The 25,551-nt window shown below is 64.0% G+C and carries 19 protein-coding genes; 10 read left to right on the top strand and 9 right to left on the bottom strand.

All coding sequences use genetic code 11. The features are described 5' to 3' along the window. Window positions 1-13: 13 nt before the first annotated feature. Both QM659_RS01590 and QM659_RS01585 read right to left on the bottom strand, forming a co-directional pair. The gene (locus QM659_RS01590; protein WP_415187129.1) at window positions 14-1,345 is read right to left on the bottom strand and encodes a class I SAM-dependent RNA methyltransferase; all 1,332 of its coding nucleotides are present in this window, start codon (window positions 1,343-1,345) and stop codon (window positions 14-16) included. Beyond that, window positions 1,308-2,039 carry a TlyA family RNA methyltransferase gene (locus QM659_RS01585; protein WP_415187128.1) on the bottom strand — a complete coding sequence of 244 codons (732 nt, stop codon included), beginning with the start codon at window positions 2,037-2,039 and terminating at the stop codon, window positions 1,308-1,310. Before QM659_RS01585 ends, QM659_RS01590 begins: the two co-directional genes overlap by 38 nt. Window positions 2,040-2,308: 269 nt before the next feature. Between QM659_RS01585 and QM659_RS01580 the strand changes: the two genes are divergently transcribed. After that, the gene (locus QM659_RS01580; protein ID WP_127077499.1) at window positions 2,309-2,725 is read left to right on the top strand and encodes an SET domain-containing protein; all 417 of its coding nucleotides are present in this window, start codon (window positions 2,309-2,311) and stop codon (window positions 2,723-2,725) included. A 162-nt stretch (window positions 2,726-2,887) separates the two neighbouring features. Next, window positions 2,888-3,496 carry a hypothetical protein gene (locus QM659_RS01575; RefSeq protein WP_415187127.1) on the top strand — a complete coding sequence of 203 codons (609 nt, stop codon included), beginning with the start codon at window positions 2,888-2,890 and terminating at the stop codon, window positions 3,494-3,496. A 538-nt stretch (window positions 3,497-4,034) separates the two neighbouring features. Here QM659_RS01575 and QM659_RS01570 read toward each other — a convergent pair. After that, on the bottom strand, window positions 4,035-5,810 hold the full coding sequence (locus QM659_RS01570) for an SPOR domain-containing protein (protein WP_415187126.1): 1,776 nt from the start codon (window positions 5,808-5,810) through the stop codon (window positions 4,035-4,037). A gap of 507 nt (window positions 5,811-6,317) precedes the next feature. Between QM659_RS01570 and clpS the strand changes: the two genes are divergently transcribed. The 8 genes from clpS (at window position 6,318) to QM659_RS01530 (ending at window position 20,139) form a co-directional block, all read left to right on the top strand. Continuing rightward, the gene (gene clpS / locus QM659_RS01565; RefSeq protein WP_127079723.1) at window positions 6,318-6,647 is read left to right on the top strand and encodes an ATP-dependent Clp protease adapter ClpS; all 330 of its coding nucleotides are present in this window, start codon (window positions 6,318-6,320) and stop codon (window positions 6,645-6,647) included. Window positions 6,648-6,655: 8 nt separating this feature from the next. Next, window positions 6,656-9,013, top strand: coding sequence for an ATP-dependent Clp protease ATP-binding subunit ClpA (gene clpA, locus QM659_RS01560; RefSeq protein WP_303485309.1), 2,358 nt, complete (start codon window positions 6,656-6,658; stop codon window positions 9,011-9,013). A 788-nt stretch (window positions 9,014-9,801) separates the two neighbouring features. Then, window positions 9,802-10,518, top strand: coding sequence for an AzlC family ABC transporter permease (locus QM659_RS01555; protein ID WP_415187125.1), 717 nt, complete (start codon window positions 9,802-9,804; stop codon window positions 10,516-10,518). An 11-nt stretch (window positions 10,519-10,529) separates the two neighbouring features. Further along, window positions 10,530-10,868 carry an AzlD domain-containing protein gene (locus QM659_RS01550; RefSeq protein ID WP_303485314.1) on the top strand — a complete coding sequence of 113 codons (339 nt, stop codon included), beginning with the start codon at window positions 10,530-10,532 and terminating at the stop codon, window positions 10,866-10,868. Window positions 10,869-11,034: 166 nt separating this feature from the next. Then, window positions 11,035-15,843, top strand: a complete 4,809-nt coding sequence (locus QM659_RS01545) for an NAD-glutamate dehydrogenase (protein ID WP_415187124.1) — start codon at window positions 11,035-11,037, stop codon at window positions 15,841-15,843. A 203-nt stretch (window positions 15,844-16,046) separates the two neighbouring features. Then, window positions 16,047-17,201 (top strand): OpgC family protein, encoded by a 1,155-nt coding sequence (locus tag QM659_RS01540; protein ID WP_415187123.1) that lies wholly within the window; start codon window positions 16,047-16,049, stop codon window positions 17,199-17,201. Between the two features lie 94 nt (window positions 17,202-17,295). Continuing rightward, entirely contained in the window at window positions 17,296-17,682 is a 387-nt protein-coding gene (locus QM659_RS01535; protein WP_415187122.1) for a Rid family detoxifying hydrolase, read from the top strand. Window positions 17,683-17,958: 276 nt separating this feature from the next. Beyond that, the gene (locus tag QM659_RS01530) at window positions 17,959-20,139 is read left to right on the top strand and encodes a L,D-transpeptidase family protein (protein ID WP_415187121.1); all 2,181 of its coding nucleotides are present in this window, start codon (window positions 17,959-17,961) and stop codon (window positions 20,137-20,139) included. Between the two features lie 208 nt (window positions 20,140-20,347). On the opposite strand, the gene moaC is transcribed toward QM659_RS01530, so the two are convergent. Genes moaC through trpE form a run of 6 tightly spaced genes read right to left on the bottom strand, consistent with a single transcriptional unit; the run spans window position 20,348 to window position 25,503 of the window. Continuing rightward, the gene (moaC, locus tag QM659_RS01525) at window positions 20,348-20,830 is read right to left on the bottom strand and encodes a cyclic pyranopterin monophosphate synthase MoaC (protein WP_415187120.1); all 483 of its coding nucleotides are present in this window, start codon (window positions 20,828-20,830) and stop codon (window positions 20,348-20,350) included. Beyond that, a complete protein-coding gene (trpC, locus tag QM659_RS01520; protein WP_415187119.1) occupies window positions 20,827-21,645 on the bottom strand; it encodes an indole-3-glycerol phosphate synthase TrpC in 819 nt (272 codons plus the stop codon). Before trpC ends, moaC begins: the two co-directional genes overlap by 4 nt. 3 nt (window positions 21,646-21,648) lie before the next feature. Further along, window positions 21,649-22,755, bottom strand: a complete 1,107-nt coding sequence (gene trpD, locus QM659_RS01515) for an anthranilate phosphoribosyltransferase (protein WP_415187118.1) — start codon at window positions 22,753-22,755, stop codon at window positions 21,649-21,651. An 8-nt stretch (window positions 22,756-22,763) separates the two neighbouring features. Then, window positions 22,764-23,396 (bottom strand): anthranilate synthase component II, encoded by a 633-nt coding sequence (locus QM659_RS01510; protein WP_415187117.1) that lies wholly within the window; start codon window positions 23,394-23,396, stop codon window positions 22,764-22,766. After that, entirely contained in the window at window positions 23,396-23,962 is a 567-nt protein-coding gene (locus QM659_RS01505; protein ID WP_415187116.1) for a SixA phosphatase family protein, read from the bottom strand. The genes QM659_RS01510 and QM659_RS01505 overlap by 1 nt, the downstream gene beginning before the upstream one ends. Before the next feature lie 23 nt (window positions 23,963-23,985). Continuing rightward, entirely contained in the window at window positions 23,986-25,503 is a 1,518-nt protein-coding gene (gene trpE, locus QM659_RS01500; RefSeq protein WP_415187115.1) for an anthranilate synthase component I, read from the bottom strand. Window positions 25,504-25,551 lie beyond the last annotated feature (48 nt).

Raw genomic sequence — 25,551 nt, 5'->3', positions numbered from 1 at the left:
GCGCCTCACGGCCTCAGCGAAGGGCGGGCGCAAGCCTGCCCTTTTTTGTGCGTGGGCGGCGGAAAAGCGCTGCGACCTCCACATGCGCCGAATAGCGAAACTGATCGAAGGCCGCGAGCCGCGTCAATTCGAACCCGCCTTCCGCAAGAATGGCAGCATCGCGCGCCAAGGTGGCGGGATTGCACGACAGCATCACGACGGCAGGAATTTTCGACTGCGCAAGCGCGCGCGCCTGCGTCTCCGCTCCCTCGCGCGGCGGATCGAGCACGGCGGCTGCGAAGGCGTTCAACTCCTGAAAGCCGAGCGGATTGCGAAACAGATCGCGGCGGACCGCCTTCACGGGCTTGAGGCCCTTCGCCTCTTTCGCGGCAAGGGACAGCGCGGCAACGGCGGCGGCATTGTCTTCGCAGGCGGTGACAGGCGCGCGTGTCGCCACCGGAAAGGTGAAGGCGCCGAGGCCCGCGAAAAGGTCGCATACCGGCCCCTTTCCCACTCCCGCCGCGTCGAGCGCCTCGACCGCGAAGGCGGCCATGTCGCGCTCGCACGCCTCGACCGCTTGCAGGAACGCGCCTTCGGGCAGCACCATGCGCGCAGGCCCGGCGGCGCCCCGCGGCGGGGCGTTGATGAAGATCGCCTCGCCATTCCATGCGGCCCGGATCGCGCCGGCCGCCTGAAGTTCAGCCTCGATTGCGTGCCGGGCGCTCGTCTGAAGGCGGGGCCCGGCGATGGCGACGTCGAGCCCGTTATCTGCGGCGGTGACGTGGATCTTCGCTTCGCCGCGCTCCGCCATCGCGCCCTTTAGCCCCGCGCGAAATCGCGGAAGCGCGGCGGCGATCCGTGGCAGCAGGATAGGGCATTCCTCTATGTCGACGAGATCGTGACTGCGCGACGCGTTGAAGCCGAGACGAAGCGCGCCATCCTCCTTGCGGGCGGTGAAAACGGCGCGGCGGCGGCTCGAAACGGGGTAGGTCTTAAGCGGCTCGACTGACGGCGCGCGGACGCGGGCGTGGGCGAGCGCCGCTTCCACAAGCCCGGCCTTCCAGGCGTCATAGGGCGCCGCTGCCCAATGCTGGAGCGCGCATCCTCCGCAGACGCCGAAATGGCGGCATACGGGCGCGATCCGCTCGGGGCTTGCGGCTTCCACCGCGATGAGCCGATTTTTGCCCGCGCGGACCTCGGCACGCACGACTTCGCCCGGCAACGCGAAAGGAATGTGCACAGCGACGCCGCCGACCCGCGCGACGCCGTCGCCCTGCGCACCCATGGTCTCGACGGCGAGCGTCACCGCTTCCGCGCGGTTCGGCGGGCTATCGCTCGCGCGAGGCTGCGACGAGTGTTTCTTCATTGCCGTCCTGTCCCTTGATCGGCGAGGCGATGGCGCCAATCGCGCGCCAGCCTTCCGCCTCGATGCATGCCGTGACGCGCTCCACCGCCGCGCGCCGCAGGCTTTCGTCCTTCACGATGCCGCCCTTGCCGATGCCGTCGCGGCCGACCTCGAATTGCGGCTTGACCAGCGCTACGAGCCACGCGCCGGGCGCGGCGAGCGGCAGCACCGCGGGCAGCACCTTTTCGAGCGAGATGAAACTCACGTCGCAGGTCACGGCCTCGATCGGCGCATCGAAGAGCGCCGGGGTGAGAGTGCGCGCGTCCCGCGCTTCCATCGACACGACCCGGACATTTTGACGCAGCGACGCATGGAGCTGATCGCGGCCCACATCCACCGCATGGACGCGGGTTGCACCCCTCTCAAGCAGCACCTCGGTGAAGCCGCCAGTCGAGGCGCCGACATCGAGGCAGTTTCGCCCGTGCGGAGACAGGCCGAATGCGTCGAGTGCCGCTTTGAGCTTGAGGGCGCTCCGCGCGACATACGGCATCTTTTCAAGCACTTCAACGTGTTCGTCTTCAGAGACTTCGAGTCCCGGTTTGACGTCGGTTCGTCCGCGCACGCGGACAACGCCCCGGCGGATCATGTCCTGCGCCTTCGAGCGCGTTTCCGCCAGTTCGCGCCGGACCAGAAGATGGTCGAGTCGGATTTTCACACGCAGTCCCAAACCTTCGTAAATATCGACATTAAGCTTGTTGCAAATGACAATGTTTGGCGCAATCATCGGCACCCTGTGTTGTCTTCGGCAACCGGATCAAGCGCTATTTCCAATCCTCTGAAGGATGTTGAAAAAGCACATGTGAGAGAAGACTGCCTCCTTCGCGGCCTAGGTCGCCAGAAGGCCGTGAAGCGCGAAGTAACCAGCGCATAGCCGTTCAGGCTCGAAAAGCAACCAACCTCACACAATACTTGGGAAATCAAACCATGATGCTTGTCCGCACCTATCTCTCGAACAGTGCGATCGAGGGGGTAGGCATTTATGCTGCCGAACCAATCAAGAAAGGAGACGTGATCTGGCGGCTGGAGCCGAAGTTCGACGTTTTCTTCACCGAGGCCGACATCGAAGAATTGCCAGCCCATATGCAGGATTTCATTCAGCGCTACTCCTACCCGCATATGACCAGGAAGGGAATCTGGGTTCTTGAAGCGGACAACGGCCGTTTCATGAATCATAGCGAGACGCCCAACACCGACTTCACCGATGCCGATCTGGGCTATGCCATCCGCGACATCGCGGTGGGCGAGGAAATCACCTGCAACTATCACGAATTCGATTCCACTTTCCAGGGGTGGTTCCCGAGCCTGACGAAGGTGAACGGAGACGCACACTCCCACACGTAAACCCGCAGAAGAGGCCCCCGGATGTAGCGTGTCCGGGGGCTCCGGTGCGCAAAGTGCTGTTGCGGCTCGGCCATAGGAACGAAATTATCGATTTTCGGCACGTGATATTTACCCAAACCGTGTCTATAGATTCCTGTTGGAATTTTTAGCGGGGGACGAATCATGCGGTCGGCTGCAAGGAAAAACTGGACGCGGGTTTTGTGCTTCGGGCTCGCCGGTCTGTCGGTGCTGACGGTTGCCGTGCCGGAAAACGCTGGGGCGGAGTGCTATGTTCAGGCGCCGCTCCGGCCCGTCCATCGGACCTTCATCCGCCGGGATGTGGTGGAACCGGGCGTTTACGAGGTGAGCCGTCGGCCGGGCCAGCATGGGGTGATACAGCAACAGGTTGCCGTCGCTGGCGCTGTCGTGTGGCACGAGACCCCGCCCGTATACAAGACGGTGACCGTGCGTGTCAGAAAGCCCGGCGGTTCCATCTGGCGCGAGCAGTGCGTGGGCGGTCAGGCCGCCGTGTGCCGCGTGCGCGTTCCGCCGCAGGAATTCCTCGTCGAAAAGCAGGTGCTCGTGCGCCGGGGCCACCGTTGGGCCGAGCAGGTGACGCCCGATGCGGTTGCGCTGACCGAGCGGCGCGTGCTGCTGCGTCCTTACAAGAACTATGCCCATTTCCAGCGGCCCTACATCGCGTTCTCTCGTGAGCGTGTGACCGTGCAGCCCGAGGGCGCGCGCTGGGTTCCGGCTCCGTCGCAGCCGCAGTGCTGCGAGCCGAAATGCTGAGTGATCGGCGGCACCGGTCGGAGTCTTCCAGACTTCGCGCGGGCCTCGCTGAGGCGGCGCGGCGGCGTGTCCCGACCGAATGCACCGATCTGCGTGCGGTGCTGGGGGGCGGCCATCATGAGCGGAGCAGGCTAGCGGCTTGATCAGGCGCTCGCATGCCGACCGCTCGAACTCCTTCGCACATTGAGAGGAGACGTTGTTGCAGCCAACGCCTCGTGCGTGCGTGCTGCTCGCCGAGGGTGTCATCCGGCCTGGATCGGCGTGCGTTTAAATCGGACTCGATCTGACGCAAGGAAGCTGACGGACCAAGGCCTCACCGCGTCGCGCCCACACGACGCGGCAGCCTCGCGCGGAGGGTTGGCCTAGAACGCGAGGCGACTGCCCGCGGAGCGTTGATCCTGGTGCCGGGGCCTCCTGCCCTGACCTTGCGCTTCCCCGTTTTCTGAATCAGAAGGTGCGCTCTATCTCTTGCCTCGTGGTGCGTCCTGTCAGCAGGCCCGCCATGCCGCGCTCCAGCGGGACGCCGGGAGCGAACAGGTCACGGCGCACGGACATTCATGCACTCGATGCCGGAACGCTTGAGCTTCTGGCACACCGATTTCGCCTGTGCCTCGTCGTCGAAGCGGGCGAAGCGGGCGCGGAACATCGTCGCGCCGCTCGACAGCGAAACCGGCATGATGAAGTCGGGATGCGACTTGCAGAAGGCCGGCCCCAGCGCTTGCCGCACGCTTTCAAGCCTGAGTTGCGCCTGCGAGTGGTCGGGGAACGCGCCCACCTGCACATGATAAGGGCCGGGCTGATCCATCGCCTCGCGTGCGCCTGTCGCTTCCGCCGTGGCGATGGTTCGAGGTTCAGGCGCGGCAGTCGACGCAAGCGTAACCTGAGCCGAGGCCAACCGAGGCGATGAATAAGGGGCGGCGTTTTCCTCAGCCTCTCCGTCGGTCTGGACGGCGGCAGCGGCGAGAGGCGCAACCTCGGGAAGCCGGACTGTCTTGTTGTGGACCGACATGTTCTTCGGCAATTTTTCACCGGGAGCGGGAAAAGTGACGGTGACGGCCACCTGCTTCGCGCCGGAGGCCGTCGCGCCATGATCGACCATCGCTCGGCCCGTCGCCTCCTCGGGCTCGTCCGTGGCGGTGTCTGATGTCTCGGCGGGCTCGCGGGTGGCGCGCACGGCAAGACCGTTTTCGAGCGACGAGAAAAGAATTGCGTTCGAAGTGCTGTCAGGCTTGCGCTTGAGTTGAAGCTCGGCGGTCGGCAGGCGCGACACGCGCCTCAGATGCCCCGTGCCGCCCGATTGCGCGGCCGCAGCCGGAGCAGGCTCCTTCGCGGCGGGCTCGGCGGACGCGACACGCTGCGGTTCCGGCGCGCGGCTCTCGCTCTTGCGATCGGCCGCCGTCGAAGGTTTCTGCGGCGTGGCCTGAGCGAATTGTTTCGGCGCGAAAGACGACACGAGCGCCCCCGCATTCTTCGCGGCGGTGAATGTCATGGCTTTCGGCCATGAAGCGTCAAGGATATTGCGCATGGCGGCGTTTCGCACGCTGGCGGACGATCCGCCCAGCACCACGGCGATGAGCCTCTTCTCTCCGCGTCGCGCGGTGGCAAGAAGATTGAAACCCGACGCCGAGGTGAAGCCCGTCTTCATGCCTTCCATGCCGTCATATGAAAACAGCATGGTGTTGTGGTTGCGGTAGATTTCGCCGCCATACTGGAAATATTTCGTCGAGAAGACGCGGGACCGCTCGGGGTAGTCGGTCAACACCGAGCGGGCGAGGATGACGAGATCCTGCGCCGTGGTCCGCTGTTCGGAATTCGGCAGGCCGGACGCGTTGCGGAACGTCGTGTTGAGCATGCCGATGGTGCGCGCCTTCTGCGTCATGCGGCGGGCGAATTCCTCCTCGCTGCCCGCCAGCGCTTCGGCAATGACGACAGCCATGTCGTTCGCCGACTTGGTGACGATGGCGCCGATGGCGTCGGAAACCGTGATTGTGTCGCCGGGATCGAGGCCGAGCTTGGTCGGCGACTGCGAGGCGGCGTAACTCGAAACGCGCAGCTTGGTGTTCATGGCGAGCTTGCCGTCGCGGAGCGCGTCGAACAGCAGATAGAGCGTCATCACCTTGGTGACGGACGCGGGGAAGCGCGGATCGGTGGGGTTCTTCGAGATGAGAATGCGCCCGGTGTGGAAGTCGACCACCATGGCGGAACTTGCCGGAGAGTAAGACGGCGTTCTGGCGGCTCTGCGGCGAGCATCGGCGGGACTGGAGAGCACGAGCAACAGAGCGCCCGCGAGCGCGCAAAGAAGCGTCCCACGCAAGGGCGCACCGGCGCATGCCATATCGACCCGAGGCCCCTCAGCCGGTGCCAAGCCCCTATTTTGCCACGGAAATTGAAAACGCAAATTTCGAACCACGGCGGTGTGAAACCCCAGAAACGTGTCTTCAGCAAGGCGCCGCGTCAAGGCGTCGCGTGAGCGATCAACCTCAATGCAAGGTTGTTCGTTCAGCTTGCTATACCTGCACGGGCATTAATTCGGTCTTACCCATTCCAGACGTGGGGCGTGGCATTTCGATCGGGCCGACGGCATTCTTGAGTGTTTGGAAACACCGCTGCGTGATGAACAAGGTGCCGCCCTTTCAATGTATGAAGGGGAGCACATATATTCGATGTGGCGCCGGGCTTCGGGGGCCTTGACAGACGAAACCGATAAACGGGATGATGCAAGGTGATGGCCTCGTTTCCGCGCGCGTTATGGAGGCGTCAGGCAGAATGGCAGACGCTTGAAACGTTCAGGCTTCCGATAGGGTCTCGAATGGTTGCTGCGATGGCGGGCAATAACGGTTTCAAGGACGACAACGGCCTGAAAACAGGTGTCGTAACAAAAACTCGTCCCAAGACGAAACGACCGAGCCTCTACAAGGTTCTCCTCCTCAACGACGACTACACGCCGATGGAATTCGTCGTTTACGTGCTTGAACGGTTCTTCAACAAGCCGCGCGAGGAAGCCACGCGCATCATGATGCATGTTCATCAGAAAGGCGTCGGGATCTGCGGCGTTTATACCTACGAAGTTGCTGAGACGAAAGTCACCCAGGTGATGAATTTCGCGCGCCAGCATCAGCATCCCCTTCAGTGCACTATGGAAAAGGAGTAGGTGCGGCAGTGCCATCATTCTCAAACAGCCTGGAAGAGTCGCTCCACCGCGCTATCGAATACGCCAACGAGCGGCATCACGAATACGCAACGCTGGAACACCTGCTCCTTTCGCTGCTGGATGACCGCGACGCGTCTTCTGTCCTTAGAGCCTGCAATGTCGATGTGGAGCGGCTCAGGGCCAAACTCACCGAATTTCTCGACAAGGAGCTGAACAACCTCGTCCTAGACCAGGACGGCGAGGCGCAGCCGACCGCGAGCTTTCAGCGCGTGATCCATCGCGCTGTTGTGCATGTGCAGTCTTCGGGCCGCGAAGAAGTGACGGGCGCGAACGTGCTCGTTGCGGTTTTCGCCGAGCGCGAGAGCAACGCCGCCTATTTCCTGCAGGAGCAGGACATGACGCGGTTCGACGCCGTGAACTTCATCAGCCACGGCATTTCGAAGCGGGCCGGCATGTCCGAACCGCGCGGGGTGCGCGGCGTCGAGGACGACGCGACGACGGTCGACGGCTCCGACGACAAGAAGCGTTCGACCGATGCGCTCGAAGCCTATTGCGTCAACCTCAATCAAAAGGCAAAGGACGGCCGCATCGATCCCCTGATCGGGCGCGACAAGGAAATCGAGCGCACCATTCAGGTTCTCTGCCGCCGGTCGAAGAACAACCCCCTTTATGTGGGCGATCCGGGCGTGGGCAAGACCGCCATCGCCGAAGGCCTCGCGCGCAAGATCGTGCGCGGCGAGGTGCCGCAGGTGCTCGCCAACGCGACGGTGTTCTCGCTCGACATGGGCACGCTGCTTGCGGGGACACGCTACCGCGGCGACTTCGAGGAGCGCCTCAAGGCGGTGATGAAGGAGATCGAGGCCTATCCGGGCGCGATCCTGTTCATCGATGAGATCCACACCGTGATCGGCGCGGGCGCGACCTCGGGCGGTGCGATGGATGCGTCGAACCTGCTGAAGCCCGCGCTGCAATCCGGCGTGCTGCGCTGCATCGGCTCGACCACCTACAAGGAATATCGTCAGCACTTCGAGAAGGACCGCGCGCTCGTGCGGCGCTTCCAGAAGATCGACGTTGCCGAGCCGACCGTGGAAGATGCGGTGGAAATCATGAAGGGGCTCAAGCCTTACTTCGAGGACTTCCACAACATCAAATACACGAACCAGGCGATCAAGGCGGCGGTGGAGCTTTCCGCGAAGTACATCCACGACCGTAAGCTTCCCGACAAGGCGATCGACGTGATCGACGAAACCGGCGCATCGCAGATGCTGCTGCCGCCCTCGAAGCGCAAGCGCACCATCGGCGTGAAGGAAGTGGAAGCGACCGTGGCCACCATGGCGCGCATCCCGCCCAAGACGGTGTCCAAGACCGACACGGAGCTGCTCCGAAACCTCGAAGGCGATCTGAAGCGCGTCGTGTTCGGTCAGGATCAGGCGATCCACGCGCTTGCCGCCGCGATCAAGCTCGCCCGCGCTGGCCTTCGCGACGCGGAAAAGCCCATCGGCTCGTATCTGTTCTCCGGCCCGACGGGTGTCGGCAAGACGGAAGTGGCCCGCCAGCTCGCGAGCCTGCTCGGCGTGCAGATCCTGCGCTTCGACATGTCGGAGTACATGGAGCGGCACACGGTGTCCCGGCTCATCGGCGCGCCTCCCGGCTATGTCGGCTTCGATCAGGGTGGCCTGTTGACGGACGGCGTGGACCAGAATCCGCATTGCGTGCTTCTCCTCGACGAGATCGAGAAAGCACACCCGGACCTGTTCAACGTGCTGCTTCAGGTGATGGACCACGGCAAGCTTACCGACCATAACGGCAAGCAGGTCGATTTCCGCAACGTGGTGCTCATCATGACCACGAACGCGGGCGCGGCCGACATGGCGAAGCCCGCCATCGGCTTCGGCAGCCAGCAGCGCGTGGGCGAAGACGAGGAGGCGATCAGGCGCATGTTCTCGCCGGAGTTCCGCAACCGCCTCGATGCCGTTATCCCGTTCGCCCGCCTCTCGCGCGAGATGATCGGCAAGGTGGTCGAGAAGTTCATATTCCAGCTCGAAGCGCAGCTCGCGGACCGCAACGTGGTCATCGAACTGACGCCGGAAGCCATGGAATGGCTCGCCGAGCACGGCTACGACGAACATTATGGCGCAAGGCCCCTTGCCCGCGTCATTCAGGAGAGCATCAAGAAGCCGCTGGCCGAGGAACTTCTGTTCGGCAAGCTCGAAAGCGGCGGGACGGTGCGTGTCGTTGTCGAGACCAAGGACGGGAACAGGACGCTGGCCTTCGAGGTCATCGAGACGAAGCCGCCGGTCAAGGTCGAAGATGCCGAGGCGGGCGAGGGCGATGGCCCGGCTTTGTTGCCGAAGGGCGCGGCCTGATCGAATGAAAGTCGCTGCGGGTTTCGCGGCGTTCGAAAGGAAAAAAAACGCCGGAGCGCACACCAGCGCCCGGCGTTTCGTATATGAAGGCTATGGGCTTGGCGGTCGGAAACCCCGGCGAGCATTCTATCTCCATGCCGCGAATAGGGTGCGCACGACGCCGCCGTTGAGTTGCGGGTCGATCAGCCTGTCAGCGTAGATCGAGCCCGTTTAACCGCAGGAAGGACACTGTCCCTCCGACTCTGGTTTTCGCAAATGCAATCACGAATACACGAAGGCCGCAGAGCGAAAGCTCTACGGTGTGGAGGTTACTCTTGTCTGATTGGCGAAATGCTGACGAACTGTCAGCCAGCATAAGGAACCAGCGGGATGAGCGTCAGTCCCGTGGCCAATGCAATTGCCGCCCACTCGGAGAAATTAAGCCTAGCCATATGAAGTCTCCTTCAACATGTTGTTGCCAAGGGTTTATTTTCCCTAGTCTGTATTGTCACTTTAGCCGCTGTATCGAGGATGATGAAGTAACAAAGTCTCACAAAGTCTTTATGGAACGATATCGCAACGGTGGATTCTCGGCGCATGCACATGCGGCTCCGGCCTGCTTGCGGGGTCGCCTCGCTGTCGCCAACGCCTGATGGGTTCCCGGGCGGGGCACGACCCGGCGTTTTTGAGCGTGCTTTCGAGCGGATCAGAAGCGATAACGCTCGAACGTTCATGGCCGCTTCGGCCGTCTCTTGAGGCCAGATTGCTTTGCACCCCAACCGTCGCCGCGTCGGCGAACATCACCCCCGATGACACGCACTGAAGCCGGTTTCCGCATGGCGTTTCGCGATGCCGCCCGGGCGCCCGCCGCCGTGCTCTGCCTTTCGTTCGTGGGCTTCGGCGTGCTGTGCCACGGCAACGGCGTGGGCCTCACCTTCTCGCTTTACACCACCATTTTCATGTATGCGCTGCCGGGGCAGGTAATGCTCGTCGACCAGATCGGGCGCGGCATGCCGCTCTGGACCGCGGCGCTGGCGGTCTCTTTCACGGGCGTGCGCCTGTTGCCGATGACAATCGCGCTCGTACCCTATCTGCGTGCGGGGCGAGGGACGCGGCCCGTCGATTATTTCGCCTCGCATTTCGTATCGGTGACGCTCTGGATCGAGAGCATGCGGCGGGTGCCGTTCCTGCCGCGCGGGCTTCGGCTGCCGTTCTATTTCGGCCTTACGACGATGCTGGTGGGCGTGAGCACGCTTGGCACGGTGGCGGGCTATCTCATCGCCGACCGCCTTCCGCCCATCGTGGCTGCGTCGCTGATCTTCCTCACACCCGTCTATTTCCTCATGGGGCTTTCCGCCAATGCGCGCGCCGCGGCCGACTTCGCGCCGATCCTCATCGGCTTTTGCCTCGCGCCCGTGTTCATGTGGCTCGTGCCGAGCCTCGACCTTGTGCTGAGCGGGCTTGTCGGCGGAACCGTCTCGTTCCTGCTGTTCCGGCGCAAGGTGTGGCGCGCAGGGAAAGCGTAAAGGCAGCCGCGATGCACGACAGCACATGGATCTGGCTTTCATTCGCCATCGTCGGGACCGCGGCGAGCGACATATGGCGGTTTGCAGGCGTGTTCCTGTCTCGCGGCGTCGACCCGGACAGCGCGGTGATCGCGTGGGTGAAGGATGTGTCGACGGCGCTGGTCGCCGCGCTCATCGCGCGCATGCTGCTTTCGCCCACGGGTGCGCTCGCGGGCGTCGGCGATGCGGTGCGTTTCATCGCGTTCGGCGCCGGGCTTGCCGCCTTCGGGCTGTCCGGACGCAGGCTCGCGGTCGGACTTCTGGCCGCCGAGGCCGCCTTTTTCGCCGCGCACGCCCTGCTCGAAACGTAGGGAACGCGCGTTTCGTTCGGCCATTGGAAATGGCCGTGCAACCGCCGATGTAAGGGGCGCAGACGCAGGCAATCGTATCGCCGTCAAGAAATTTGCGAAAAATCAAAACTGCGGTCGGCTTCCTGCAAGCCCCGCACGGTTTGATCATCGTCCATGGAGATGTCGAATGTCTCAAACGGCAGACCGAACGGGCGCAGGGTCTTCGATCCTTGCAGGCACACGCCCGCTCGTGGCGGATGATCTGGCCGCCCGCTTCGCCGCACAGCTTGTGTCCGAGTCCGGGTGCTCGGATCTCGCTTCCGATCGCGCCGCCACGTTTTCGGCGCTCGCGGCCGAGGCCTTCGAAAACCTGCGCCGGCGTCATTCCCACGCGCCGGAGATTTCGATCCGCTCCCTGACCTCCCACGAGGGCGAAAACATCGTCATCGACATCGCGAACGACGACATGCCCTTCCTCCTTGATTCTGTGCTGGGCGAGTTGCGCGAGCTTGGGCTCGTGCCTTTCCTTGTCGCGCATCCCATCTTCGAGGTCGAGCGGGACGGCAACGGCGTCCTTGCCGCGCTCGCGCCGGCCGCGCCCGAGCCGAACGGCCGCGTCCGCGAAAGCGTCATGCATCTCGAAATCGCAAGGCCCGGCATCGCGCCGTCGTTTGAAACCATCGACCGGGCCCTCCGCCGCGTCATCGCGGATACGGCGCTCGTGGTCGGCGACTTCCACGCCATGACCGACCGCCTCAAGGCCGCGATCTCCGACATCGAACGGAACCCGCCGCCCGCGTCGCCGCAGACGAACGCCGAAGGGCTCGATTTCCTGCGCTGGATCGCCGAAGACAACTTCATCTTTCTCGGCGTTCGAGAATTCGCCTACGACGCACGCGTCGGCGAACTCGTCCCGCAGACGGAGCGAAGTCTCGGCCTTCTGCGCGATCCCGACCGCATCGTGCTGCGCGTCGAGCCGAGCCGCGTGCTGACCCCCGAAAGCCGAGCCTATTACCTTAACGCGCCGCCCGTGGTCGTCATAAAGGCGAACGCGAAATCGACCGTTCATCGCCGCGTTCACATGGACGCCATCGCCGTCAAGTTGCACGACGCAGAACGCTGCGTGACGGGGCAGATCGTCTTCGCGGGACTGTTCACCGCGAGCGCCTTCAACCTTCCCGTCCATGACGTTCCCATCCTTCGGCGCACGGTGAAGAAGGTCCTTCGGCGCTCGCGACATCCGGCAGAGAGCCATTCCGGGCGAGCGCTCCTGAACGTCCTTGAGACCTTCCCGCGCGAAGAGTTGTTCCAGATTTCGCCGGAGCGGCTGTCGACCGTCTCCGAGGAGATCCTAAAGACCGAGCTTGCACCGCGACCGCGCGTGCTGGTCCGCCGCGACGAGTTCCGCCGTTTCGTGACTGTGCTCGTCTACGTGCCGCGCGAGAAGCACAACACGAGCGTCCGCGAGCGGATCGAGGCGATGCTCGCCGAGGCGTTCGACGGCCGCTTCGAGCAGACGACGCCGTATTATCCCGAAAGCGCGATGGTGCGCCTTCAGGTGGAGATCTGGAAGGCGGACGGCGACCTGCTCGACCCCGCCGAGCGGGATCTCGAAGCGAAGGTCGAGGACATCATCACCACCTGGGCGGATCGCTTTTCCGCGCGCGTGCTCGCCGAGCGCGGCAGCGACGGGCAGACGCTGATCGAGAAATACCGGGACGCGTTTCCGGCGGGCTATCAGGAGCGCAACGACGCCGAACGCGCGCTCAAGGATATCGAGCGGTTCGAGAAGCTCACGGAAGGGCACCGGACCGGCATCGACCTTTATCGCGCGGCCGACGCGGAGCCCGGTGCGGTGCGGGCGACGCTGCAACAGCTCGACGAGCCGCTGACGCTCTCGCGGCGGGTGCCGATCCTTGAAAATCTCGGCTTCGATGTGATTTCCGAGCGCACCTATCTGCTCACGCCGAAGGCCAATGGCGGCGCCAGGCGGTTCTATCTGCACGACATCGACCTCCGTCTGCGCGAGGGCGACGCGGCGACATTCTGCGAGCGGCGCGGGGCGCTTGAGGACGGCTTTCTCGCCGTGTGGGCCGACGCCGTGCCGAACGACCGCTTCAACGGCCTGATCCTCGCGGCGGGGCTCGACTGGCGGCAGGCGGCGCTCATCCGCGCCTATGCGGCCTATTACCGCCAGACAGGGGCGACCTATGCCGCTGCCTATGTCGCCGAAACGCTCGACAAGCATGGCGCAATCGCCGCCGACCTGTTCCGTCTGTTCGAGGCGATGTTCGATCCCGCGAAAGGCGGCGACGCGGATCGCGAGGCGGCGCGGGCCGAGATTTCGGCGCGCATCTTCGCCGCGCTCGACGCGATCCCGTCGATGGATGATGACCGTATCCTGCGGCAACTCACCTCGCTCATCGAGGCGACGCTGCGCACGAATTTCTACCAGAAGGGGCCGGATGGTGCGCCGCCCGAAACAATCGCCTTCAAGCTTCGAAGCCGCGACATTGCATGGCTGCCCGCGCCGAGGCCCCATGCCGAGATCTTCGTCTCGTCGCCGCGCTTCGAGGGTGTGCATCTGCGCGGCGGACCCATCGCGCGCGGCGGGCTTCGCTGGTCGAACCGCCCGCAGGATTTCCGCACCGAAATTCTCGGCCTCGCCAAGGCCCAGCAGGTGAAGAACGCCGTCATCGTGCCGCAGGGCGCGAAGGGCGGTTTCGTGCCGAAAGCGACGGGTGGCGCGAACCGCGACGCGACCTATGACGAAGGCGTCGCGGCCTACGAGGGGTTTGTTTCGAGCCTCCTGTCGCTCACCGACAATCTGGTGAAGGGCGAGATCGTGCCGCCTGCCGACACCGTGCGCCGCGATGGAGACGATCCCTATCTCGTCGTTGCCGCAGACAAGGGCACGGCCACGTTCTCCGACTTCGCAAACGAGATCGCCGCGAAGCGGGGCTTCTGGCTCGGCGATGCGTTCGCGAGCGGCGGCTCGGCGGGCTACGATCACAAGAAGATGGGCATCACCGCAAAGGGCGCGTGGGAGGCGGTGAAGCGCCATTTCCGGGAGATGAACGTCGACATCCAGACGACGCCGTTCACGGTGGCGGGCGTGGGCGACATGTCGGGCGATGTCTTCGGCAACGGCATGCTGCTTTCGCGCAAGATCCGGCTCGTCGCCGCCTTCGATCACCGCGACATCTTCATCGATCCGGCGCCCGACCCCGAGGCGAGCTTCGAGGAGCGCAAGCGCCTGTTCGAGCGCCCGCGTTCGAGCTGGCAGGATTACGACCGCGCGAAACTTTCGGCTGGCGGCGGCGTCTACAGCCGCAAGGAAAAGTCGATCGCGCTTTCGGAGGCCGCACAAAAGCTTCTCGGCGTCGGCGCGCAGGCGACCCCGCAGGATGTGATGGCCGCGATTCTTCGCGCTGACGTGGATCTCCTCTGGTTCGGGGGGATCGGCACCTATGTACGCGCCAGCACCGAAACGGACCAGCAGGCCGGCGACAAGGCAAACGACGCGATCCGCGCGGCGGCGAACGAGCTTCGCGCGAAGGTGATCGGCGAGGGCGCCAATCTCGGTGTCACGCAGAAAGGGCGCATCGAGTTTGCGCTCGCGGGCGGGCGAATCAACACGGACGCCATCGACAACTCGGCGGGCGTAAACACGTCGGACGTGGAGGTGAACATCAAGATCGCGCTTGGCCGCGCGGTCGCGGAAGGCAAGATCGATACGCCGGAGCGCAACGCCATTCTGTCCGCGATGACGGACGATGTCGCCGCCTCGGTGCTGCGCAACAATTACCTGCAAACGCTGGCGCTCAGCGTCGCGGCAAGCGACGGGCTGGCGGAACTCGGTTTTCACCAACGCCTGATCCAGAGCCTCGTGAAGGATGGCCGGCTCAACCGCGCCGTGGAAGCACTGCCGACCGACGCGCAGCTTGCCGAGCGCGCGGCGCAGGGAAAGCCGCTGACGCGCCCGGAACTCGCGGTGCTGCTCGCCTACGCAAAGATCGTGCTCGAAGACGATCTCGTGAAGTCGATGGTGCTGGACGATCCATTCCTTGCCCGCGAACTTCCGGCTTATTTCCCGCCCGCCATGCGCGAGCGCTTCGCCGCCGAAATCGACGCGCATCCGCTGCGCCGCGCCATCATCGCGACGAGCCTTGCGAACGATATCGTCAATCGCGGCGGCCCGACCTTCGTCGTGCGGCTGACGGACGAGACCGGCCAGCCGCCGGAGGCCGTCGCCTGCGCTTTCGCGGCGGTGAGCGCGATTTACGATCTGCCGGCGATCCACGCAGGGCTCGATGCGCTCGACGGCCGGATCGACAGTGCGGAGCAGCTACGGCTGTATCGCACCGCGCGCGATCTTCTGCGGCGGCAGGCGGGCTTCTTTCTGCGTCACCACCGCTTCAGGGATGGGCTGGAGCAGGGCATTGCGCCCTATGCGCGAGGCGTCGCGGCGCTTGCCGCCGCGTTCTCCGGGGATACGGCGGCGCTCCTGCCTGAAAGGGCGGTCGCGAGGCTCGCCGATGCTGTGGCGCGGCTTCAGAAGACGGGACTTTCGCCGGAATTTGCACGGCGCTTCGCTGCGCTCGAACCGCTGGCGCAGGCGCTCGATATCGTGCGGGTGGCCGGGGATATGGAAGCGCCGGTTGAAGATGCCGCGCGCGTCGTCTTCGCCATCCGCGACGCGTTCCATCTGGACGACATCGCGGCGGCGTCGGAAGCGCTCGCGGAAGGCGACCATTTCGACCGTCTGGCCGTGGATGCCAGCCTCTCGGGGCTCGCTTCGGCCCAGCGTCGGCTTGCGCGAAGCATTCTGGCACAATCGGCTCGCCGCTCGGATTTCGCGGCCTGGCGCGCCCGAAACGAAGCCGCGGTGAGCCGCGTGGCAGAAGGGCTGGCCGAGGTGCTCTCGGGGCGCGGGCTGACGCTTGCGAAACTCACCGTCGCCGTCGCGCAGTTCCGCGATCTCTCCGCGCCGTGACAAGCGGTCTTCCGCGACGATAAATGCGTTCTTTGCGGAGCCGTATTTCGCGGATGGATTGACACTTTGCTATGATTTGACCATGCTTGGAGGTAATGGCAGCAATGCGCACTCCGAGAGCCTCGATTCGCGAGCAGATTTTCTCGTGGAGGCCGCTGCCTCCCCTCAGCCAACTCCAGAATAACAGTCAATTGGGATTTTAGATGGCCGTAAGCCCTTTCTACGACCCCCGCATCGATTTCTTCCGAGGCATGTCCCTCATCTTCATATATATAAATCACATCCCCGATAATGCATTTACCTATCTGACGACGCGCACCTATGCGCTATTCGATTCGGCAGAAGTATTTACATTTATCGCCGGATACTCAGTTGCACTTGCCTATTACAGTCTTGTTGGGCGTGGTTTCCAAGCCTATGCGGTAAAAACATTACGCCGAGCGCGAACGATCCTGCTTCATCATATCGCTCTTGTCATCATACTTCTTTCGGCTGCATTCATGCTCGGGAAGTACGCGCAGATGATGACGGGATATGAAGCATTCATCGAAACGATCGAGCAAAATCCCCTGAAAGTCGCGCTGGGCTTGCCTCTCCTCGCCTTTCAGGCTCCTTTGCTCGACATTCTTCCTATGTGGGTTGTCGTGATGCTCATGGCGCCCTTCTTGATCTGGCTCAGAACGCGAGGCGAATTGCCTCTTCTCGCAGTCTCGGGGATGATGTGGATGTTCGCATCGCGCTTCTTTCCGAGTATTCCCACGCTTACAGATTCCGTTCCGTGGAATTTTAATCCATTCTGCTGGCAACTGCTTTTTTCTCTCGGCCTCATTTTCGGATGGCGCACGCGCACCGGGATGCCTCCGGTCGCATCCGGAGATGCGCGCGTTGTGCTCGATATCTGTGCCGCTTTTTTCGTGCTTTTCAGCGCAGTCGTGCTCATGACGTTGGCGTCTCAGACCGTAGACGACCTGATGGCCAACCGGCTTCGAGTCATGTATTTCAGCCTGAACAAGCAGACTCTCGACTTGTGGCGCATCGTCGGCCTTCTGTCCTCCGCCTACCTCGTCGCGCGCCTTATCAGTCGTGACGCCGCCTGGTTGAACCTCGGATTGTGCAGGCGGGTTCGTGCTGCGGGAGGGGCTTCGCTGCCGATTTTTTCGCTAACCGTCGTTCTGTCCTTCGCTGGCAAGTTCATTGCCCTCGATCTCGGCAAGTCGATTGCTGCGGACGGGTTCGTTACGCTCGCAGGTGTCGCGATCATTCTCGGCGCTCCCCTTGTCTGGCACTCGGAGCTCGCGCAGGGAAGTTTCCGGAAGGTTGTCGGCGGTTTTCGGAGCCGGTCGGTTGTCCGCTCCTGATTGATGGCGCTGAGTCACTTTCCTGCGGCCGATGCGTGATGTATGTCTCCGAACGACACATTGCTTGGTCAACATCTGCATTTCGGAGGTGAGAATGACACGTCGCGCCATTATCGATGCACCGGGCCTTGGAAAGGCGCTCGGGCCATATTCCCGTGCCGTCTGGGCGGGGAACACGCTGTTTCTGTCGGGCCAGCTCGGCACCGACCCGGTGACGAACAAGCTCGTCGACGGCGGGGCGGGACCGGAGACGGACCAGATCCTGAAGGGTATCGCCGCCGTGCTGAAAGAAGCGGGCCTCACTCTCGACAACGTCGTGAAGTCGAACGTCTACCTCACCGACATGAACGACTTCGCGGCCATGAACGCCGTTTATGAGACGCATTTCACGGCGCCGTATCCCTCCCGCACGACAATCGGCATTACGGCGCTTCCCGGCGGCGCGCATGTCGAGATCGAAGTCGTCGCGGTGAAAGACTAAATCGCACGAATACGGTCGCAGCGACTCGCGACCACGGCAACTGCGACCACTCCTCTGGCGCACGGCAAAGCGAAAGCGCGGCAATGTCTAAGGTTGCGCTATCGTTAACTTGCCACGTCAGCTTTTACCGCATAACTTGTGCGAAACACGGGTGGGCGACTGGAGCGCGTTCGCGAGAATGCGCATTCGGCTGCCCTTTTTTCTGTAAGTTGTGGCTGTCTGCCGCGCGTCGGGCAAAGCGGCGAACGTGTTCTGATGGGGCTGGAGAGGGTTGTCATGAATCTGAGTTTCACGTCGCGGCTGGCGCTGATCGCCTGCCTCTCGACCGTTGTCCCGCAGGCGATGGCACAGGACGCCGATAGCCGGCCACCGCTCGCCGATCTGGACGCGCTCGCGACGACGGAGCCGCAGACCGAAGCGGGGCCGGAAAATGCCGCGCCCGCTCCCGGTTCGCTCGACGACGTCAAGGCGGAAGTCACGCCGCACAAAGCTCCAGCCGTGCATGCAGCCAATCCTTCCGTCAAGAATGCCGCCGCGAAGCACGAGACCCCGGCGGCGTCAGACTCCCCGATCGAAAGCGCAATCCCCGATCCGCTCGCTCCGCCCGAGGATGATGGAGCGGCGCTGCTTGCCCCCGGTGCACCCGCGCATCCCGCGGCTGCCGCTGAAGCGCCTGCCGGCGATGCCGTTGCGCCGCTCGTCGTGGAGCGCGCCGCCAACGCGGGCGGCAAGGCGGACGCTCGCGACGATGTCGGCGCAGTGAAGGCGTTCTATAACGCGACCAAGGGCAAACCCATCTGGACCACGGCCGAGGGCTTCACGCCCGCCGCCCTCAAGACCATTCGCGAGATCCGCGCCGCCGACAGCTACGGCCTCGATGCCACAGCGTTCGAGCTTCCCGACAGCGCCGGCGCCACACCCGAAGCGCGCGCCGATGCCGAAGTGAAGCTCTCGCTCGCCGTGCTGAAATATGCGCGCCACGCGCGGGGCGGCCGTCTCGACCCGCCGTCGATCAGCCCCGCGATGGACCGCAAGCCGCACGTCTACGTGCCGAAATCTGTGCTCGAAGCCATCGCATCGGCTGACGAGGCCGATGCATATCTGCGCGGCCTGCATCCGAAATCCGAGCAGTTCAAGCAGCTTCGCCAGGCACTCATTGCGCTCGGCAAGGCCACAGACAGCGGCGCCCCATCCATCCGCATCCCCGCCGGGAAGACGTTCAAGCCCGGCGACGACGACGCGCAGATCGCGCTCATCAGGAAGCGCCTCAACGCGGGTCTCGAAGCGCCTCGCGACACGATTTACGACGAAGCGTTGCTCGTCGCGGTGAACCGTTTCCAGAAGGAGCGCGGCCTTGAGGTTAACGGCATCGTCGACAAGAAGCTCCGCGCGGCTTTGAACGAAGGCGTCGGTGTCTCGGTCGAAGAAAAGAAGATGCGCCTCATCGTGAACATGGAGCGCTGGCGCTGGATGCCGGACAATCTCGGCGATTTCTACGTCTGGAATTCGATCCCCGAACAGATCACGCGCGTATACGATCGCGGCCGGATGGTGTTGCAGGAGCGTATCGTCGTCGGCAAGCCCGCTTCACAAACCCCGTCCTTTTCGGCGAACATGCAGTTCGTCATCTTCAACCCGGAATGGGGCGTGCCGGACGGCATAAAGGCCAACGAGATCGCGCCGAAGCTCAGGCGCGCGGCGCCAAGTGCCCCCGTCGAAGATTTCTTCGACTTTCTCGGTGGTCGGCGCAACGCGGGCGGCGGTGGCGGAGGAGGTGCGTCGAGCGTTCTTCAGCGGCTCGGCGGTCTTCGCGTGACCTACAACGGACGCGATGTCGATCCCGATTCGGTCGACTGGTCTCGCGTGGACGTGCGCCGCTACAGCTTCATTCAGCCCGCCGGGCCGCGCAACGCGCTCGGTATGGTGAAATTCCGCTTCCCGAACAAGCACGATGTTTACATGCACGACACGCCGGAAAAGAGCCTGTTCGGCTCGGCCACGCGCGCGTTCAGCCATGGCTGCATGCGCACGCAAAATCCGCTGCGCTTCGCGGAAGTCATTCTCGCCTACGACAACGGAACGACGCCCGAGCAGATCCGCCGCCAGATCGAAACCGGTCAGACGGTCGAGAACAAGCTCACCAAGACGATTCCTGTTCACATGGTGTATTTCACGGCCGCGCCGGATGAAAAGGGCGAGATCCGCTATTTTTCAGACCTTTACGGCCTCGATGCACGCGTCGCCAGTGCTCTCAAGGGAGAGAGTTTCCGGTTCGCGGGCGATCCCGTCGTTGCGGTAGCGCAGGAGCCGGCCCAGCCGCAGCGCGAGGCACGGGATACCACATCCGACCAGCGGCTCGATCAATATGGACGCCCGGTTCGCGGCGCCGACCCCTACGGGCGCGAACCTCAACCCCGTCCGCGCGGACGCGAAGCCTGGAGCCCGTTCGACTGGTAGCGGCGGGGGCGTGCAGCCCCGGACAGCATTCGCTCATTCACGAAGCGCATGCGTTTCGAGGAGGATGCCGGTGCTCAGGGAAAAAAGGTGCCGCTCGGAAGGTCTTCAGGGCGAGCTTTTGGCGGACGCCAAGCTGGTGTTCGTGCTTACGCCGGTTTCCCGGCAGGACGGCGCCGCAATGAAGAGTTCTGGCGCCCTTTTCAATGCGTCATGAGCGTGCTTCGGGCGTATCGCCGTTTCGTCCGCCGGTTTTCTTCAGAAGGCGCACACCGTCGATTATCATCGACCTGTCCGCAGCCTTCAGCATGTCGTAGAGCGTGAGGCAGGCCACCGAAACGGCCGTCAGCGCCTCCATCTCGACGCCGGTCTTGCCGGTGGCCTTCGCGAGCGCCTCGACACGGACGCCCGGACGTTCGCGGCGCAACTCAAACGCGACGCTGACCTTCGAAAGCGAAAGCGGGTGGCATAGCGGGATGAGGTCGGCGGTGCGTTTCGCCGCCATGATCCCGGCGACCCGCGCAACGGCCAGCACGTCGCCCTTGGCGATGGCGCCGTCCTCAATCAGCGTCAAGGTTTCGCTCGCCGTGACGAGCCAGCCTTCCGCTATCGCCGCGCGCAATGTTTCGGCCTTGTCCGCAACGTCGACCATGGCGGCCTCGCCCTTCCCATCGATATGGGAAAGCCCGCTCATGCGGTGGCGGCCTGCCCTTGGCCGACAGAACGGCCGAGAAGGGTGCGCGTCGCGGCTGCAACGTCGTCGTGGCGCATGAGACTTTCCCCAACGAGGAATGCGCCCGCGCCTTCTCGCATGAGCCTTTCAATGTCCGCCGGGGCGAAGATGCCGCTTTCGGAAACGACGATCCGCCCCGGCGGAATGAGGCGCGCCAGCCTTTCGGTCGTCTCCAGCGTGATCTCGAAGCTGTTGAGGTCGCGGTTGTTGATGCCGATCAGCCAGGAATCGAGCGCGAGCGCGCGGCTTAACTCGTCCTCGTTATGCACTTCCACGAGCACATCCATGTTGTGAGTGCTCGCGGTCGCAATCAACTCTTCGGCCAGAGCATCGCTCGTGCAGGCCATGATGACGAGGATGCAGTCCGCACCCATCGCGCGCGCCTCCGTCACCTGATAGGGATCGACCATGAAATCCTTGCGCAGCACCGGCAGCGAGCAGGCTTCTCGCGCAGCGACGAGATAGGCCGGCGCGCCCTGGAACGACGGTCCGTCCGTCAGCACCGAAAGGCAAGCCGCTCCGCCAGCTTCATAGGCGCGCGCGATGGCGGCGGGGTCGAAATCGGGGCGGATCAGCCCGCGCGACGGACTGGCCTTCTTCACCTCGGCGATCAGCGCCGGCTCGACCACGGCCACGCGGCGCGAAAGCGCGTCGAAGAAGTCTCGCGCTCTCGGCGCGGCGGCGGCGCGATCCTCAAGCTCGGCAAGCGGAACCTGCGCTTTCGCGGCGGCCACTTCCTCTTTCTTGTAGGCGACGATGCGGTCGAGAATGCTCATGGTTTATCCTGTCACGGCCGCGTTCGGCCGGTCGTCATTGGCGGCGTCGGGAGTGTCGGCGCTGGCGGCGATCAGCGCGTCGAGTGCCTTTTCAGCGTATCCTTCATCGATGGAGGCCGCAGCGAGCGCCGCACCGTCGCGAAGGTTCGCCGCACGGCCCGCGACGATGAAGGCGGCAGCGGCATTGAAAAGCACGATATCGCGGAAGGCCCCCGGCTTGCCGCGAAGAAGCGCACGCATTGCGATGGCGGCGTCTTCCGGCGTCCCCGCCTGCAGATCGTCGAGACGCGCTTCCGGCAGCCCGGCATCCCTCGGGTGCACGTCGAATGTCGAGAACGTACCGTTCTTCAATTCGACCACGCGGCTTGTGCCCGTTGTGGAAAGTTCATCCATGCCGTCGGCGCCATGCACGGCCCATACGTGGTGCGCCCCATTGCGCCGAAGCACTTCCGCCATGGGTTGGAGCCAATCCTCTGAATAGGCCCCGATCAGCATGCGCTTTGCGCTGGCCGGATTGGTCAGCGGCCCGAGCAGGTTGAAGATCGTGCGCAGTTTGAGCGCGGCCCGAACCGGCGCGGCGTGGCGCATCGCGGGGTGATGCGTCGGCGCCCACAGAAACGTCAGCCCGGCTCGTTCGAAGCAGCGCGCGTGCCGCTCGACCGGCATTTTCAGCGTGACGCCAAGCTTTTCGAGCACGTCGGCCGCGCCCGATTTCGACGATACCGCCCGGTTGCCGTGTTTCGCCACGGGCACGCCGGCGCCCGCCAGCACGAAAGCCGTGGCGGTCGAGATATTGAAGGTGCCCTTTGCATCGCCGCCGGTACCGACGACATCGAGCGCGCCTTCCGGCGCTTCGACCGGCACCATCAGCGACCGCATGGCGGCGACCGCGCCCGCGATCTCATCCACCGTTTCCCCGCGCGCCTTCAGCGCCGCGAGGAAAGCCGCCAGTTCGATCTCGGAAACCGCGCCGTGCATGATGGCGAGGAAGGCCGCGCGCGCCTCCTCCTCGCTGAGCGTCGCCCCGATGGCGGCTTTTTCGAGCGCGAAACGGAAGCCGGCATGAAGGTCGACGGGGGAAGCGACAGGCGCTGTTGCGGGCGAAGTCATCGTCAGCCTCACGCTGCCACGGTTGCGGAGGGCGCGGAAGGCAAAAGCCCCGGCTTTCTCGGCGAGAAGCGGACCCCCGCCAGCGTCAGGAAGTTCGCGAGGATCGCGTGACCGTGCTGGCTCGCGATGCTCTCGGGATGAAACTGCACGCCATATGTCGGCTCGTTCTTGTGTTCGAGCGCCATGATAAGCCCATCCGATGTGCGCGCCGTCGCGGTGAGGCAGTCGGGCAGGGTGCCGCTTTCGACGATCAGCGAATGGTAGCGCGTCGCCTCGAACGCATCCGGCAGGCCGCGAAACAGGCTCGTGCCCTCATGATGAATGTTCGATATCTTCCCGTGCATGAGGATCGGCGCGCGGATGACCTTTCCGCCGAACGCCTGCCCGATGGTCTGATGGCCGAGGCAGACGCCGAACAGCGGGATGCGGCCCTTGTTCTCGCGCACGAGTTCGAGGCAGATGCCCGCCTCGTTGGGCGTACACGGGCCGGGCGACATCACAATGGCTTCGGGCTTCTCGGCGAAGACTTGGGGCACCGTCTTCTCGTCGTTGCGATAGACCAGCGTTTCCACGCCGAGATCGCCGAAGTAATGGACGAGGTTATAAGTGAAGCTGTCGTAATTATCGATGATGATGATCATTATTCTTGTCCTTGGCCATGCGGCGGAACCGTATTTCCCAGGCCCGATGACGGAAGCGTGTTCGGCGTGATGAAGAGGCGGACGCGGCCCGCCCCCGGCTCCAGATCGCTCCACGCGTCGGCGTCGAAATTGAAGCTGACGATGGCGGCGGTCGGCAATTTTTCCTTCAGCGCGTGACGCTCGGCGCTGCCGGGCTGAGCAAGCGTCACGGCCAGATCCTGCAAGCCGGGGTTATGGCCGACGAGCATCACGTGATCCGCGTCCCCGGGGCTTTCCCGCAGAAGCTTCAACAAGGTGCGTTCGCTCGCCTCGTAGATCTTCTTTTCGAAGCGCTCCTCCGGCGGATTGTCCCACGCGGCGGCAGCTGCCAGCTTCAGCGTCTGCCGCGTACGGACAGACGGCGAGCAGAGGATGAGATCGGGGCGGACGCCGCGATCGCGCAGCGCGGCTCCCATTTTCGGCGCAGCCTTGAGGCCTCGGTCGTTCAGCGGCCGGTCGAAATCGTCGATATTCGGATTGTCCTTGTCGCCGGATTTGGCGTGGCGGAACAGCGTTACGGTCTTCATGGCACCTACTCCAGAACGCCCCGCTACTGACCCCGCCCGGCCTGTCCGGCGAAACGCACCGCCTCTTCCGCCGCCCGGAATAGCGCCTTCGCCTTGTTTTCGCACTCCGCCTGCTCGGAAGCAGGAACGGAATCGGCAACGATGCCCGCGCCCGCCTGCACATACATGGTGCCATTCTTCACGATCGCGGTGCGAAGCGCAATGCACGTGTCCATCTCGCCGTTCGCCGCGAAATAGCCGATGCATCCGGCATAGACGCCGCGCTTGTCGGTTTCCAGCTCGTCGATGATCTGCATCGCCCGCACCTTCGGCGCACCCGACACCGTGCCCGCCGGGAAGCCCGCCATCAGCGCGTCGATGGAATCATATTTCCCGTCGAGGCGTCCGACGACATTCGAAACGATGTGCATCACCTGGCTGTAATATTCGAGGAAGAAGCTTCCGGTGACATGAACCGTGCCGACCTCGGCGACGCGGCCGACATCGTTGCGGCCGAGGTCGAGCAGCATGAGGTGTTCCGCGCGCTCCTTCGTGTCGGCGAGAAGGTCGGCGGCGAGGCATTTGTCGTCTTCCGCCGTGGCGCCTCTGGGGCGCGTGCCCGCGATGGGGCGAATGGTGACTTCGCCGTCGCGGACGCGGACGAGGATTTCGGGGCTTGAGCCCGTCACCGCGAAATCGCCGAAGTTCAGGAAATAGAGGAAGGGCGACGGGTTCACCCGGCGAAGCGCCCGATAGAGCGCGAAGGGAGGCAGCTCGAACGGCGCGGCAAAGCGCTGCGACAGCACCACCTGGAAGATGTCTCCGGCGGCGATGTACTCTTTCGAGCGCGTCACCATGTCCATGTAGGCCTGCGCCGGCATGTTGGACGTGGCGGCGGGGATCGCATCGAAGACGCCGTCTGCCGAGGAGGCATGCGCGCTTTTCTGTTCGAGCGTGTCCTGGATTTCCGTCAGCCGGTCGATGGCGCGCGAATAGGCGGCTTTGGCCGACAGGCCCGGTCGCGGGCGGACCGCCGCGACGATGGTCATCTCGTCCTTCACCCCGTCGAAGATGAGCATGACGGTCGGGCGCATCAGAAGCGCGTCGGGCACGCCGATGGGATCGGGCTTGTCGGACGGCAGCCGCTCGACGAGGCGCACGGTGTCGTAGCCGAGATAGCCGAACACGCCCGCCGACATGGGCGGCAACGTCGCCGGAATATCGATGTGCGAGGCCGCGAGCAGCGACCGCAGCGCCTGAAGCGTGCCTTCGCCGGTGCGCTGGAACGCATCCGCGTCGACCAGCGGGTCGGTGTTGATCTCGGCCACGTCGCCATGAGCGCGGAACAGAAGGTCGGGATCGAGGCCGATGATCGAGTAGCGGCCGCGCACGGCGCCGCCTTCGACGGATTCCAGCAGGAAGGAATATGGCCGCGACACGCCGAGCTTCAGCATGGCTGAGACAGGCGTTTCGAGGTCTGCGACAAGGCGGGTGAAGACGAGCTGCGCGGCGCCCGCGTCGTAACGGGCGGTGAACTCAGCAACAGAAGGTTCGACCTTCATCGGATTTTTCTCGGAATTGGGATTGCGTCTCTCGGGGGAAATCAAACG

The sequence above is a fragment of the Rhodomicrobium sp. genome (genome assembly GCF_047605405.1).
Lineage (GTDB): Bacteria > Pseudomonadota > Alphaproteobacteria > Rhizobiales > Rhodomicrobiaceae > Rhodomicrobium > Rhodomicrobium lacus.
Note: the sequence above shows the minus strand (reverse complement) of the source record. Positions and strands in the feature narration are given on the sequence as shown.

What these genes read in the sequence shown, in the direction of transcription:
- QM659_RS01590 (WP_415187129.1), bottom strand. Translation starts at nt 1,345, where the DNA reads ATGAAGAAACACTCGTCGCAGCCTCGCGCGAGCGATAGCCCGCCGAAC.
- QM659_RS01580 (WP_127077499.1), top strand. Translation starts at nt 2,309, where the DNA reads ATGATGCTTGTCCGCACCTATCTCTCGAACAGTGCGATCGAGGGGGTA.
- QM659_RS01575 (WP_415187127.1), top strand. Translation starts at nt 2,888, where the DNA reads ATGCGGTCGGCTGCAAGGAAAAACTGGACGCGGGTTTTGTGCTTCGGG.
- clpS (WP_127079723.1), top strand. Translation starts at nt 6,318, where the DNA reads ATGGCGGGCAATAACGGTTTCAAGGACGACAACGGCCTGAAAACAGGT.
- QM659_RS01555 (WP_415187125.1), top strand. Translation starts at nt 9,802, where the DNA reads ATGACACGCACTGAAGCCGGTTTCCGCATGGCGTTTCGCGATGCCGCC.
- QM659_RS01550 (WP_303485314.1), top strand. Translation starts at nt 10,530, where the DNA reads ATGCACGACAGCACATGGATCTGGCTTTCATTCGCCATCGTCGGGACC.
- QM659_RS01545 (WP_415187124.1), top strand. Translation starts at nt 11,035, where the DNA reads ATGTCTCAAACGGCAGACCGAACGGGCGCAGGGTCTTCGATCCTTGCA.
- QM659_RS01540 (WP_415187123.1), top strand. Translation starts at nt 16,047, where the DNA reads ATGGCCGTAAGCCCTTTCTACGACCCCCGCATCGATTTCTTCCGAGGC.
- QM659_RS01535 (WP_415187122.1), top strand. Translation starts at nt 17,296, where the DNA reads ATGACACGTCGCGCCATTATCGATGCACCGGGCCTTGGAAAGGCGCTC.
- QM659_RS01530 (WP_415187121.1), top strand. Translation starts at nt 17,959, where the DNA reads ATGAATCTGAGTTTCACGTCGCGGCTGGCGCTGATCGCCTGCCTCTCG.
- moaC (WP_415187120.1), bottom strand. Translation starts at nt 20,830, where the DNA reads ATGAGCGGGCTTTCCCATATCGATGGGAAGGGCGAGGCCGCCATGGTC.
- trpC (WP_415187119.1), bottom strand. Translation starts at nt 21,645, where the DNA reads ATGAGCATTCTCGACCGCATCGTCGCCTACAAGAAAGAGGAAGTGGCC.
- trpD (WP_415187118.1), bottom strand. Translation starts at nt 22,755, where the DNA reads ATGACTTCGCCCGCAACAGCGCCTGTCGCTTCCCCCGTCGACCTTCAT.
- QM659_RS01510 (WP_415187117.1), bottom strand. Translation starts at nt 23,396, where the DNA reads ATGATCATCATCATCGATAATTACGACAGCTTCACTTATAACCTCGTC.
- QM659_RS01505 (WP_415187116.1), bottom strand. Translation starts at nt 23,962, where the DNA reads ATGAAGACCGTAACGCTGTTCCGCCACGCCAAATCCGGCGACAAGGAC.
- trpE (WP_415187115.1), bottom strand. Translation starts at nt 25,503, where the DNA reads ATGAAGGTCGAACCTTCTGTTGCTGAGTTCACCGCCCGTTACGACGCG.